At 60.1% G+C, this 12,981-nt stretch carries 12 protein-coding genes and 1 pseudogene; 5 read left to right on the forward strand and 8 right to left on the reverse strand.

Features of this window, described 5'->3' with window-relative positions:
• Positions 1–51: 51 nt before the first annotated feature.
• A pseudogene (locus tag ACA072_RS03230) lies at positions 52–1,140 on the reverse strand (HAMP domain-containing protein); the annotation flags it as partial.
• A 447-nt stretch (positions 1,141–1,587) separates the two neighbouring features.
• On the opposite strand from ACA072_RS03230, the gene ACA072_RS03235 reads away from it, so the two are divergent.
• Positions 1,588–2,481: a PA4780 family RIO1-like protein kinase gene (locus ACA072_RS03235; protein ID WP_462028721.1), complete on the forward strand. Its 894-nt coding sequence runs from the start codon at positions 1,588–1,590 to the stop codon at positions 2,479–2,481.
• Between the two features lie 185 nt (positions 2,482–2,666).
• On the opposite strand, the gene ACA072_RS03240 is transcribed toward ACA072_RS03235, so the two are convergent.
• From ACA072_RS03240 to ACA072_RS03255, 4 genes are all read right to left on the reverse strand, one after another.
• Positions 2,667–3,968, reverse strand: coding sequence for a transposase (locus ACA072_RS03240; protein WP_497618676.1), 1,302 nt, complete (start codon positions 3,966–3,968; stop codon positions 2,667–2,669).
• Between the two features lie 105 nt (positions 3,969–4,073).
• On the reverse strand, positions 4,074–4,487 hold the full coding sequence (gene cueR, locus ACA072_RS03245) for a Cu(I)-responsive transcriptional regulator (RefSeq protein ID WP_497623095.1): 414 nt from the start codon (positions 4,485–4,487) through the stop codon (positions 4,074–4,076).
• Complete coding sequence (locus ACA072_RS03250) at positions 4,484–6,877, reverse strand: heavy metal translocating P-type ATPase (RefSeq protein WP_497623097.1); 2,394 nt, start codon at positions 6,875–6,877, stop codon at positions 4,484–4,486. Before ACA072_RS03250 ends, cueR begins: the two co-directional genes overlap by 4 nt.
• A 95-nt stretch (positions 6,878–6,972) precedes the next feature.
• Positions 6,973–7,356: a hypothetical protein gene (locus tag ACA072_RS03255; protein WP_094469285.1), complete on the reverse strand. Its 384-nt coding sequence runs from the start codon at positions 7,354–7,356 to the stop codon at positions 6,973–6,975.
• A gap of 147 nt (positions 7,357–7,503) precedes the next feature.
• On the opposite strand from ACA072_RS03255, the gene ACA072_RS03260 reads away from it, so the two are divergent.
• Positions 7,504–7,701, forward strand: a complete 198-nt coding sequence (locus ACA072_RS03260) for a heavy-metal-associated domain-containing protein (RefSeq protein ID WP_497623100.1) — start codon at positions 7,504–7,506, stop codon at positions 7,699–7,701.
• Between the two features lie 222 nt (positions 7,702–7,923).
• On the forward strand, positions 7,924–9,120 hold the full coding sequence (locus tag ACA072_RS03265; protein WP_497623102.1) for a multidrug effflux MFS transporter: 1,197 nt from the start codon (positions 7,924–7,926) through the stop codon (positions 9,118–9,120).
• Between the two features lie 8 nt (positions 9,121–9,128).
• Here ACA072_RS03265 and ACA072_RS03270 read toward each other — a convergent pair whose 3' ends face one another.
• The 3 genes from ACA072_RS03270 to ACA072_RS03280 form a co-directional block, all read right to left on the reverse strand.
• Positions 9,129–9,299: a hypothetical protein gene (locus ACA072_RS03270; RefSeq protein ID WP_497450012.1), complete on the reverse strand. Its 171-nt coding sequence runs from the start codon at positions 9,297–9,299 to the stop codon at positions 9,129–9,131.
• Positions 9,300–9,449: 150 nt separating this feature from the next.
• Positions 9,450–10,463, reverse strand: a complete 1,014-nt coding sequence (locus tag ACA072_RS03275) for a zinc-binding alcohol dehydrogenase family protein (protein WP_497623104.1) — start codon at positions 10,461–10,463, stop codon at positions 9,450–9,452.
• 32 nt (positions 10,464–10,495) lie between these two features.
• Entirely contained in the window at positions 10,496–10,789 is a 294-nt protein-coding gene (locus tag ACA072_RS03280) for a putative quinol monooxygenase (protein WP_438659709.1), read from the reverse strand.
• Between the two features lie 118 nt (positions 10,790–10,907).
• On the opposite strand from ACA072_RS03280, the gene vimR reads away from it, so the two are divergent.
• On the forward strand, positions 10,908–11,837 hold the full coding sequence (gene vimR, locus ACA072_RS03285) for a transcription regulator VimR (protein ID WP_497623106.1): 930 nt from the start codon (positions 10,908–10,910) through the stop codon (positions 11,835–11,837).
• Between the two features lie 296 nt (positions 11,838–12,133).
• A complete protein-coding gene (locus ACA072_RS03290) occupies positions 12,134–12,868 on the forward strand; it encodes an ArsR/SmtB family transcription factor (protein ID WP_497623108.1) in 735 nt (244 codons plus the stop codon).
• Positions 12,869–12,981 lie beyond the last annotated feature (113 nt).

Genomic DNA, 12,981 nt, shown 5'->3' on the forward strand with positions numbered 1-12,981 from the left:
GATCTTGGTCGCGGCGCCGCCGATGCTTTGGATCAGGTTGCGAATCGCCGTCAGGAACTGATTGAACCAGTTGGCCAGTTGCGCGGTTTCGTCGCTGCCACGGATTTCCAGATTCTTGGTCAGGTCGCCTTCACCTTGGGCGATGCCTTCCAGACCGCTGGCCACGCTGCGGATCGGCCGCACGATGACGCTGGCGAAACTGGCGCCGAGGACGGCGAAGACCACCGCCAGCACGGCGGCGATGATTGCGATCAGCCACGTCAGTTGGGTCGCGGAGCTCATCACGTCGTTTTGCTTGATCAGGCCGATGAAGGTCCAGCCCAGTTGCTCCGACGGCCAGACGTTGGCCATGTAGCGCTCGCCGTTCAACTCGACTTCCACCAGGCCTTTGCCGGCCTTGGCCAGTTGCGCGTAACCCTCGCCCAGGCTGCTCAAGGCTTTGAAGTTGTGTTCCGGTTGCTTTGGATCGACCAGCACGGTGCCGGTGTTCTCCAGCAACATCAGGTAGCCGGTTTCACCCAGCTTGATCTGTTTGACGATTTCGGTGAGCTGTTTTAGCGTCACGTCGATGCTGACCACGCCGCCGTTGCTGCCCAATTTGTTGTCGATGGTGCGCACGGTGCTGACGTAGGTCGCATCATCCTGGGCCCAGTAATAGGCCTCGGTGCGAAACGGCTTGCCCGGTTTGGCCTGGGCCGCCTTGTACCAGGGGCGTTGGCGCGGGTCGTAATTGTTCAGCTTCGCATCGTCCGGCCAGGACACGTAACCGCCCGCCGCGGTGCCGAGGATCGCATAGGCGTAGGACGGATGGCTGTTACCCAGGTCTTGCAGGAGGCTGAAAACTTTCTTGTCCATCTCGCCTTGCGGAATGCTCTCGGCGTTGGCGCTCATGTAGGTCTTGAGGCTGTCGTCGGAGTCCTTGATCAGCGGTTGCTTGGCCAGGTAATCGACGTTCTGGCTGATGCCGTCGAAAAACAATTGCATGGCATTGCTGACCTGACGAATTTCACGGCCACTGCTGTCGACGAAATTCTCTTTGGCGTCACTGCGCAAGTTCAGCACGACGAGGGTGGCGACCAGCACCACGGGCAGGCAGGCGATGATTGCAAACGCCCAGGTCAACTTTTGTTTGATGTTCATCCGCGCTCCAGATTTTTCTTGTAGGCCCACGCAGTGCAGATGACTCGCGGATTATTGGCAGCCGTAAACGTTGTTGATCAACCCTGATCCTTGAGCGCGCCATCGTTTTTGTGGTCGGAACGATTGTCGGACAAATCACTCTGTCATTGAGGACTTCGGCTGAATGAAGAGGAAATTGAGGTCGGTTGAGAAAAATCCTACGAAGGGTATGAATTCGGATGTCAGCGTCTGTCGTAAATGCCCTCACACCCCTTTGTCACCCAGAAGCGCAGGCTCAGCTATGATCTCGGGCGGCCGATAATGACCGGCGGCGATTGACTGATTTATCCGGCACATTGTGTGCATCACGACGTTCATAGGTCGGCAACCCCTCCCCCGAACGAGTGGATTGCCGTATAACGAATGACTTTCGCGTGTTTGGTAATAAAGGACCCACAATAAAAGCTGATGAAGACTCCAAAACGCATTGAACCCCTGATCGAGGACGGTCTGGTCGACGAGGTGCTGCGCCCACTCATGAGTGGTAAAGAAGCAGCTGTTTATGTGGTGCGCTGCGGTAACGAGTTACGTTGCGCGAAGGTCTACAAGGAGGCGAATAAACGCAGTTTCCGTCAGGCGGCCGAATATCAGGAAGGCCGCAAGGTGCGCAACAGCCGTCAGGCTCGAGCGATGGCCAAAGGCTCGAAATTCGGCAAGAAAGAAACCGAAGACGCCTGGCAGAACGCCGAAGTGGCGGCCCTGTTCCGTCTGGCCGGTGCCGGTGTTCGGGTGCCCAAGCCGTATGACTTCCTCGAAGGCGTACTGCTCATGGAGCTGGTGGCCGACGAATACGGCGATGCCGCGCCGCGTCTGAACGACGTGGTGCTGGAACCGGACCAGGCGCGCGAATATCACGCGTTCCTGATTTCGCAGATCGTGCTGATGCTGTGTACCGGTCTGGTGCACGGTGACCTGTCCGAGTTCAACGTGCTGTTGACCCCGACCGGCCCGGTGATCATCGACTTGCCGCAAGCGGTTGACGCGGCGGGCAACAACCACGCGTTCAGCATGCTGGAGCGGGACGTGGGCAACATGGCGTCCTACTTCGGCCGCTTTGCGCCAGAGTTGAAAAAGACCCGGTTCGCCAAGGAAATGTGGGCGTTGTACGAAGCCGGCACCTTGCACCCGGCCAGTATCTTGACCGGCGAGTTCGACGAGCCGGAAGAGTTGGCTGACGTGGGCGGGATCATGCGCGAGATCGAGGCGGCACGCCTGGATGAAGAGCGTAAACAAGCGGTGCGCGCGGCAGACGACGCGCCACCGGGCAAAACCGAAGAACCGCCTCCGCCCTGGATGCAGTAATCGGTTAACGAGAAACCCGGCTTCGGCCGGGTTTTTTGTAAGAGGGGATCAACTCTATATCGGGTCGCCTGCATCGCGGGCAAGCCACGCTCCCACAGGATTTGTGTCAACCCCGGACTTCATGGCCGACACCAATCCTGTGGGAGCGTGGCTTGCCCGCGATGGGCATCGGTATCTACACATCTCTAAAGTCTTCGGCTGGCCACCCAGCCGATGGCTTCTTTAGCAAAACCCGCCAGTTCCTGGGGAGTGTATTGCTCCAGCGTCTCGCACATGGCCAACAGCATGTACAAACCGGCCAGCACCGCAGAAGCCGTTACCGGCTGCGAGCGCTTCATCTGCCGACCGGACAGACGGACCAAAAAGTCCCGTGTTTGCTCAGCAAACTCACCCTCTGCCCGCATCAGACGCCAACTAACTGCACACGCCTGACTAGCGATCAGCAGCCGTTTGAACACGGCTTCACCGCTCTCTTGCTGCCAGTTTTCTAGCTGATGCCCACCCCCTTTAAGCAGTTTGAAGTAGGACTCGATACGCCAGCGCCAGTAATACCAGAGCGCCAATCGTTCACCCGCGACCTCTTGTTCAAGGTTGCTCAGCAAATACCATTCGGCCAGCAAATGACCGTCCGCCCCCGTGATTCGGCTAACGATCAACCGCGCCGGTAATGGCTCTCCAGATTTATGCCGCGTCTTGCGCTCGGTTCTGTCTTTGAGAAACGGCTGAGCTTTGCGAGTCAGTACGACCGAGGTTTCCCCGATCCATTGAATCGCGGGCTTGCCTTTGTATTCAACCTTGCGGGTTTCTTTGTAAATGAGCCCCTTGCCGATCTGGCTTAGCGGCTGAGATTGGCCTTCATAACTCGCTGTAGAGCCCGCTTTTACGCGTAACAGCCAGTTCCAGTTCTCAGCTTGCCACTGCCTCATGTGAGCCACAGAGTCAGCTTCTCGATCCACAATATGGACCAGAGGCTTGGCAAATTTTTGCTGCTCCAACCAAGCAATACGAGCGGTTAGCTCATCCAGATGTTTTTCAGGGGCCAGCACTTCTTCGGTTCGCGTGCTGAGCACGCCGTCCCTGGTCGCTAGATTCTGAGCAGGAGTACAGATCGGTGCACCGTCACGATCCGTGACTAGCAGACTGCTTTGCAGCTCGTAACCGATGTCGCCCCGGTGGGTCATTTGCAGGCGATCAGCCTTGCTGTGGTGGTGCATGTAATTGAGCCGAGACCAGTCATGCATGACCAAGGCATAGTCATCACAGTCGTCCCGACAGCCTTCGTGGGCCAACGCCAGCAGCGGTTTAACCAGATCAACGGGCCTGACTCGGTCATTGCTCAAAAATCGCCAAAGGGCTTGCGTCTGTGCAAAAGCCTTGTCGCTTCGCGGCAAGGCTTTCATCCCGGCGGCCAGCGCCGGTAATCCATTACTGTGTCCCATGACTAACTCGTCGTATCGTTTTGCCAGTCGGGCATCTAGCCCGGTCATTTGATATCCATGCCGTCCTTTTATAGACCAGGATCGGGAGATGTGTAGATACCGATGCCGCGATGGGGCCGTCACCTTCAAAATCAATCCGCCTGACTTTAGCGATCAGGCACGAACAGATTGCGCGCAGCAGCCCGACTCCAGGTTCTTGAGGATCGGACAGTCGGGGCGATGGTCGCCCTGGCAGTGCTCGACCAGGTCCTGCAGGGTGTCGCGCAACTGGCCGAGTTCGCGGATTTTCTGGTTCAGTTCGTCGATGTGTTGGCGGGCCAGGGCTTTCACGTCGGCACTGGCCCGCTGGCGGTCCTGCCACAGGGTCAGCAATTTGCCGACCTCTTCCAGTGAAAACCCCAGGTCCCGGGAGCGCTTGATGAACGCCAGTGTGTGCAGGTCGTCGTCACCATAAACGCGGTAGCCGCTGTCGGTGCGATGGGCGGCCTTGAGCAAGCCGATGGACTCGTAATAACGAATCATCTTTGCGCTCAGGCCGCTATGACGGGCTGCTTGGCCGATGTTCATCGGTTGTCCTCCAGTTCCTTGGGTTTCCAGGTTTTCAACAGTAGCGCATTGCTCACCACGCTGACGCTCGACAACGCCATCGCCGCGCCGGCCAGCACCGGGTTGAGGAAGCCGAACGCGGCCAGCGGAATGCCGATCAGGTTATAGACAAACGCCCAGAACAGGTTTTGCCGGATTTTTGCGTAGGTCTTGCGGCTGATGTCCAGCGCGGCGGGTACCAGCCGTGGATCGCCACGCATCAGGGTGATCCCGGCCGCGTGCATGGCCACATCGGTGCCGCCACCCATGGCGATGCCGATGTCGGCGGCCGCCAGGGCCGGGGCGTCGTTGATGCCGTCGCCGACCATTGCTACCACGCCGGCTTTCTTCAGTTCGGCAACCGTGGCGGCTTTGTCTGCCGGCAAGACTTCGGCGTGGACATCGGTAATGCCCAACGCTTCGGCAACTACTTTGGCACTGCCGCGGTTATCGCCGGTCAGCAGGTGGCTGCTGATGTTGCGTGCGCTGAGTTGTTGCACGGCTTGCAGTGCGCCGGTTTTCAACGTGTCACCGAACGCGAACAGGCCCAGTACCTTTGGCTTGGGGCCTTGTTCGATCAGCCAGGAAAGGGTGCGGCCTTCGGTTTCCCATGCGGTTGCGGAGTCCGCCAGTTGACCTGCGCTCATTGCGCCTTCTTCCAGCAGCCTGCGATTGCCCAACGCCAGGCGACGACCGTCGAGGGTGCCGGCGATGCCACGCCCGGTCAGCGACTGGCTGTCGCTGACATCGGCCACGGTCAAGCCACGTTCGGTGCAAGCGTCCAGAACCGCCTTGGCCAGCGGATGTTCGCTACCCCGTTGCAGTGCGCCGGCCATTTGCAGCAGGGCGGCTTCGTCACCGTTGATGGCACTCAGATGAGCGATGCGCGGCGCACCCGAGGTTAGCGTGCCGGTCTTGTCGAACACCACGGCGCTGACTTCATGCGCACGTTCCAGGGCTTCGGCGTCTTTGATCAAAATTCCGTAGCGAGCCGCGACGCCGGTGCCGGCCATGATCGCGGTCGGCGTTGCCAGGCCCAATGCACAAGGGCAGGCAATCACCAGCACCGCCACGGCGTTGATCAACGCTGTTTCCATCGGTGCGCCGTACAACCACCAGCCGATCAATGTCGCCAGCGCGATCAACAGAACGGTGGGCACAAACACCTGGCTGACTTTATCCACCAGCTTCTGGATCGGCGCTTTCGCGGCCTGTGCGTCTTCGACCAGACGGATGATCCGCGCCAGCACGGTTTCTGCGCCCAGGGCCTGAGTGCGAACCAACAGCCGACCTTCGCCATTGATTGCGCCGCCGGTCACTTTATCGCCAGGCTGTTTCGGTACGGGCAGGCTTTCGCCGCTGATCAGCGCTTCGTCGGCGTGGCTCTGGCCTTCGACCACTTCACCGTCCACCGGAAAACGTTCGCCGGGTTTGACCATGACCAGGTCATTGAGGCGCAGGGCGCTGATGGCGACGTCCTGTTCGCGACCGTCGATCACCTGAATGGCGCGCTCAGGGCGCAAGGCTTCGAGGGCGCGGATGGCGCTGGCGGTCTGGCGTTTGGCACGGCTTTCCAGGTATTTGCCGAGCAACACCAAGGCGATCACCACCGCCGAAGCTTCGAAATACAAGTGCGGCATGCGCCCGGCCGCGGTGGCCCATTCATAAAGACTCAAGCCATAGCCGGCGCTGGTGCCCAGAGCGACCAGCAAGTCCATGTTGCCGGCCCCGGCACGTACGGCTTTCCAGGCGGCGACATAAAAACGTGCGCCGAAAATGAACTGCACCGGCGTGGCCAGCGCGAATTGCGCCCAGGCCGGGAGCATCCAGTGCACGCCAAACGGTTGCAGCAGCATCGGCAACACCAGTGGCAAGGCGAGGGCGATCGCCATGATCAACGCCCAACGCTCACGATGCAGGCGCTGTTGTTGCTGGTCGGTTTGCGGATGTTCGACTTCCCGGACGCTGGCGTTATAGCCAGCCTTGGTCACTGCGGCGATCAAGGCTTGCGGGTCGATGTGTCCGAGCAGTTCAAGGTGGGCACGTTCGTTGGCGAGGTTAACGCTGACGCTTTTCACCCCTGGCACTTTGGCCAGCGCCCGTTCAACGCGGCCGACGCAGGAGGCGCAGGTCATGCCGTCGACGCTCAATTCCAGGCTGTGCTGCGGCACGCTGTAACCGGCCTGCTGCACCGCGTCCATCAAGGCCGGCAAACTGTTGCTGGGTGCCTGCACCCGGGCCTGCTCGGTGGCGAGGTTGACGCTGACGGCAGAGGCGCCGATGACTTTGCTCAAGGCACGCTCGACACGCCCCGCGCAGCTGGCGCAGGTCATGCCTGCAATCGGCAGATCGAACGTAGTGGATTCGGACATCGGTCGCGCTCCCTGTAGAAGATGCCTACAGGATCAACCTTGCCATGCTGGCAAGGTCAAGCGCTATGTCTCAGATCAAATGATCGGTGTGGCGCTTAGTAGTCGAGAGCCGTCGGCTTGAGGTACATCCCTTCCTGCGTCATCGCAATCCGGAACTTCAACACATCCCCGGCCTTGAGCGAGATGTTCTGCGAGCCCGGTGCGAGCATGCCCGGGTTGCAACCCGGTGCCTGGCCCGGCAACAGTTTGAGGCGCAGGGACACATTGCCCGGCGGCAGGTTGAACGAGGTGCTTTGCTCCTGGAACAGCCGCGCCGACAGTTGATCCTGGATGTACACGCCGATCTCGCAGGAGGTCGCGACTTCCAGGCGCTCGCGGGAAATGATCAGTACGCCATAGTCCTCCCCGGCGGCTTGAACCGAAGGTGTCGCGGCAAAGAGGCTGAGGAAGCCAAACAGGCTGAGAGCTGACCAGCGCATGGCTGAATCTCCTGAAGTCGAGTCATTGATGCACGCAGCTTGGCCGAGCGCGTCGCCGATTGCCAGCCCGGCAGGTTTCTGCAGAACTTGACCTTGCCATGGTGGCAAGCTCGAGACTGCTCGCAACCTCATCAAAGGAGCCACACCATGCAAGTGTTCAACGTTCAAGGCATGTCCTGCGGTCATTGCGTCAAAGCCATTACCCAGGCGCTGCAAGCCAAGGATCCTGCGGCCAGCGTGCGGATCGATCTGGCGGCAAAAGAAGTCGGCGTTGAAAGCGCGCTGACGAACGAACAGGTGATCGCTGCGATCACCGAAGAAGGCTACGACGCAAAACTCGCCTGAGGCCATACACAAATCCCCTGTGGGAGCGGGCTTGCTCGCGAATGCGGTGTGTCAGATACCATTGACGGCGACTGACACTCCGCATTCGCGAGCAAGCCCGCTCCCACAGGGGATTTGTGTTGGTCCAGGGGTTTTTAATAGTTAGCGAGCTATCGGAATGTTCAAGCCGCCCCTGCGCGGCTAGACTGTCGGGCTGCCGACTTATGCCCAACTGGATGCCTGATGAACTTCCGTACCATTTTGATTCTCGGCGCCCTGAGCGCTTTCGGCCCTTTGGCGATCGATTTCTACCTGCCGGCCTTCCCGGCGATGGCGCTCGCGTTCGGCACCGACGAAAAACACGTTCAGCTGACGCTGGCCGCGTATTTCCTCGGCCTGTCCCTCGGTCAACTGGCGTACGGCCCGGTGGCGGATCGCTTCGGGCGACGGATTCCCTTGTTGACGGGCGTCGGGTTGTTCACCGTCGCCTCCCTGGCCTGTGCGTTTGCACCGAATCTGGAATGGTTGATCGGTGCGCGGTTCATTCAGGCGCTCGGTGGTTGCGCAGGGATGGTGATCGCCCGTGCGGTGGTCAGTGACAAATGCGATGCGGTGGGATCGGCGAAAGTCTTTTCGCAGCTGATGCTGGTAATGGGCCTGGCACCGATTCTCGCGCCCATGCTGGGGGGACTGCTGGTCAACACCACGGGCTGGCAGTCAATCTTCCTGGTGCTGACCGGTTTCAGTGCGCTGGCGGGGTTGGCCGTGGCGATCGGGTTGCCGGAAAGTCTGCCGGCCCATGTGCCCCGCCAACCGTTGTCGGGGGCGTTGCGTCAGTACGGTCGGCTGTTGGCGGATCCGGTCTACCTCGGCCACGCCTTGACCGGCGGTATCGCCATTGCCGGGATGTTTGCCTACATCGCCGGTTCACCGTTCGTCTTCATCAAGCTCTACGGCGTCCCGGCCGAGCATTTCGGCTGGCTGTTCGGGACCAACGCCGCGGGTTTCATTCTGGTGGCGCAGGTCAACGCGCGATTGCTGGCCAAGCGTGGCCCGGCGTTCCTGCTGGTGCGTACCGTATGGATCTACGTGGGGGCCGGCCTGACGCTGCTCGCCGTCAGTGCGCTGCACACCGAACAGTTATGGCCGTTGCTGATTCCACTGTTTATCTGCATCGCCAGCCTCGGTTGCATCCTGCCCAACGCCTCGGCCTGCGCCATGAACGGGCAGGGCGCACGCGCCGGCAGTGCGTCGGCGATGCTTGGTTGCCTGCAATTCAGCGTCGCCGCCGGAGCGGCAGCGTTGGTCGGTGTTTTACACGATGGCAGCGCCGTGCCGATGGCGATAGTCATCAGCCTGTGCGGGATTCTGGTGGTGAGCGCGGCGATGCTCACCCGGCGTTTGCAAAATGCCCGGGCATTGGTGCAAGCCCAGGTCTGAGGACAGACTCAGCCAGCGGCGCGCTGCTGGCGGTCGGGAAATTGATGGGGCGCGAACAATCGCGCTTCAAGGGTTCTGGTGAAGGCGAGTGCTTCAGCTTCGCTACGGAACGTTACCGCGTGTTGGTCCAGACGGACCTGCCACTGGGATTTAGCCACTTCTTTTATCAGGATCTTCATTGCTGAACTCTCCTCTCTTAAAAGATGTTACGTAAAAGAATGCATCGCAGAGGTTTCGATTGTAGACCCGAATACGATCGCAATTGTGACAACGGTCAACTCTCGGACTGACGGTGTCGTCCAGATGGACGACACCTGTTTCATCTTGTTTCAGAACCCTTCAAGCACAATTTTGCCCTTGGACTTGCCGCTTTCCAGAAGCTCATGGGCACGACGCAGGTTGGCCGCGTTGATGGTCCCAAAGTGCTCGCCAACCGTGGTCTTCAGGGTTCCGGCGTCGATCAGCCCGGCCACGCGGTTGAGCAGTTTGTGCTGCTCGATCATGTCCGCCGTTTCGAACAGCGAGCGGGTGTACATGAATTCCCAGTGCAGTGACAGGCTCTTGCGCTTGAGCTTGGTCACGTCCAGCGCTTTCGGATCGTCGATCAGTGCCAGTTTGCCTTGCGGCGCCAACGCCTCGACCAGTTGATCCAGGTGATGATCGGTCTGGGTCAGGCTGGCGACGTGGGTCACCTGCTCGATACCTGCACGCTTGAGTTCTTCACTCAGCGGCTGGCTGTGATCGATCACCAGATCGGCACCCAGCTCGCGTACCCAGCTCTGGGTTTGCGGGCGAGAAGCAGTACCGATGACCTTCAGCCCGGTGAGCTGGCTGGCCAGTTGCGTGAGGATCGAGCCCACACCGCCCGCCGCGCCGACGATCAGCAGGCTCTGGCCCTCGTCGGTTTTACCTTCGCGCACTTGCAGGCGTTCGAAGAGCAACTCCCAGGCCGTGATGGCGGTCAGCGGCAGCGCGGCAGCTTCGGCGAAACCGAGGGTTTTTGGCATATGGCCGACGATGCGTTCGTCCACCACGTGCAATTCGCTATTGCCCCCCGCACGGGCGATGGAGCCCGCGTAAAACACCTTGTCGCCCGCCTTGAACAGCGTGACTTCGCTGCCGACAGCCTTGACCACACCGGCCACGTCCCAACCCAGCACCTTTGCCGTGCCGCCTTCAGGCTGGACGTTCTGCCGGACCTTGGTGTCGACCGGGTTCACCGAGATGGCTTTGACTTCCACCAGCAGATCGCGCGGACCGGCCACAGGTTCTGGCAGTTCGATGTCTTGCAGGGAATTGGCGTCGCTGATCGGCAAAGATGCGTAGTAGGCGATGGCTTTCATGTAGGGCTCCTGAACTGTAATGGAAGAAGGGATCAAGCCACGGTGCGCAGGCGCTTGAGTTCGAAGTGTTCGAGAAAGTCGCCGGCCTTGGCGCGGAAGTTCTGGACATGGGCGCTGGCGTCATGGGCTTGCAGGGCTTCGTCGCTGCTCCAGTGTTCGATCATGTAGAACGCCAGAGGATTGGCCAGGTCCTGATGCAGGTCGTATTGACCGCAACCGGCCTCGGCGCGGGTCGGTTCAACCAGCGCACGCAAATGCTGTTCAAGGGCGTCTTGCTGGCCGGCTTTGGCAATGAGGGTGGCAATGGCGGTGAAAGGCTGGGACATGGTCGACTCCGGAAGCGGGATGATTTCGATGGGACAGATGATTGGCTATTTCTCTGCAAGATAAAACCCGCTAAAAGAGCAGTCTCTTTCAATATTTTTTTGATAATCGGGGTTGGAAATGCTGCGTTTCGATGACTTGCAGTTGTTTGTCCGGGCTGCCGACCTTGGGAGCCTGTCGGCAGCGGCGCGGGTGATGGACATGTCGGCGGCGGTGGCCAGTGCGGCGCTCAAGCGCATCGAGCAGCAACTCGGCGCGCGTTTGCTGGCGCGTTCCACCCGCAGTTTGCGCCTGACCGCCGAAGGTGAGGGCTTCCTGGAATATGCCCGGGCCGCCCTGAGCAATCTCGATGAAGGCCGTCGTTTGTTGGCCAGCGGTCAGGACCAGGTCAGCGGGATCTTGCAGTTGTCGGCGCCGTCGGACTTTGGTCGCAATCTGTTATTGCCGTGGCTCGACGAATTCCAGCGTGAGCATCCGAAGCTGACCGTGCGCCTGTTGCTGGGTGATCGCATCGCCGACCTGTTCCGCCAACCAGTGGACATTGCCCTGCGTTACGGCGAACCGGAAGACTCAAGCCTGGTGGCACTGCCCATCGCCCCGCAGAACCGCCGCGTGCTTTGCGCTGCACCGAGTTATCTGGCCAGGCATGGCGAGCCGCGGCATCTGGAACAACTGGCGCAGCACAATTGTTTATTGTTCATGCTCGGCAGCCGGGTCCATGACCACTGGAGTTTCCACGACGGCAAACGCGAAGTCGGCCTGACCGTCAGCGGTGATCGCTTCAGTGACGATGCCGATGTCGTGCGGCTGTGGGCCGTGGCGGGGGCGGGGATTGCTTATAAGTCCTGGCTCGATGTCGCCGCCGATGTAATCGCCGGCCGGTTGAAAGTGCTGATGCCAGAGTTGCTCTGTGAGCGCGCACCGCTGAATTTGCTGTGCGCCCATCGCGCACAATTGAGTAAGCCGGTGAACCTTTTGCGGGAAATGCTTGCCAGCCGATGCGCTCATTTAGGCAGCCAATTTCCGACGATATCGGGCATCGATCATTAGTCGCAGGTAAATAGCGAAATTTCTGTCAGGAACTATCACCACCCACGCTTTCCCAAGGGCAGGAACCGGCGGTTAACCCGCTTATACTAGCGCCCGCCTCATGTACGCACCGTCGATCTCGCGATGGCGATGGCCTCACGGTCAATCACCAGACCTTCGCCATACCTGCGAAGCAATGGCATGGGTGAGCGGGGCTTTGCCCGGCTTATGGCGGTTTCCGCGTCTTGGCCGACGACACATTACTGGTCAAGATGTCTCTGAGCAGCAGACGAAACGATTCAACAGGGAGTGAATACATGGAACATGCACCTTGCATCAGCCAGATCGCCACGTTGCTGGCTGACCCCAAGCGCAGCGCAATGATGTGGGCCTTGATGGACGGCTCGGCGCGGCAGACCGAAGAGCTGGCATTATTGGCCGGCCTGTCACCGTCTTCGGCCAGTGCACACCTGGGGCGTTTGTCCACCGGAGGTCTGTTGAAAGTCGAAATCCGGGGGCGCAAACGCTTTTTCCGCCTGGCCGCGCCTGAAGTCGGCGCGGCAATCGAAGCGTTGGCCAGCGCGACGCTGGCCAGTACCCCGCAGCCAGTCCCGGACGTTTTCAAACGCACCAGCCCCATCGCCAAACCTCAGGCGGCGCCATCGTCGTTGTTGCGGGCCCGACTGTGCGATGACCATTTGGGAGGCACCCTGGCCGCCGATCTTTACCAGCGGTTGCTGGATGCCGGCTGGATCGAGCAGTTCGAGCAGCGGGTCATGATCACCCACAAGGGGTCCACACAACTGGCCTCGCGGGGCGTGTACATCCAGGCACTGGCCCATCGCAACAGCAAAGTCGCCTGCGCGTGTCCTGACTGGAGCGAAAGACGCCCGCACATGGGCGGGTCGCTGGGCGCTGCGTTGTTGCAGCTGTTCATGCAGTCCGGCTGGTTGAGCCTGCCCAGCGATTCACGAGCGTTGCAGATCACGGCCGCGGGGCAGCGTGAAATCCATCGTTTCGCCAAGGAAACCGAACTGGAAATGGCGCTTTAGAGACGATTGATGTGCTAAACCGGAAGCAGGCTGAATACAGAACCTGTAGGAGCGAGCCTGCTCGCGATGGCGGTGTGTCAGTTAATATCTAAGTCAACTGACAGACTGCAATC

Source organism: Pseudomonas sp. LBUM1656 (assembly GCF_059716065.1).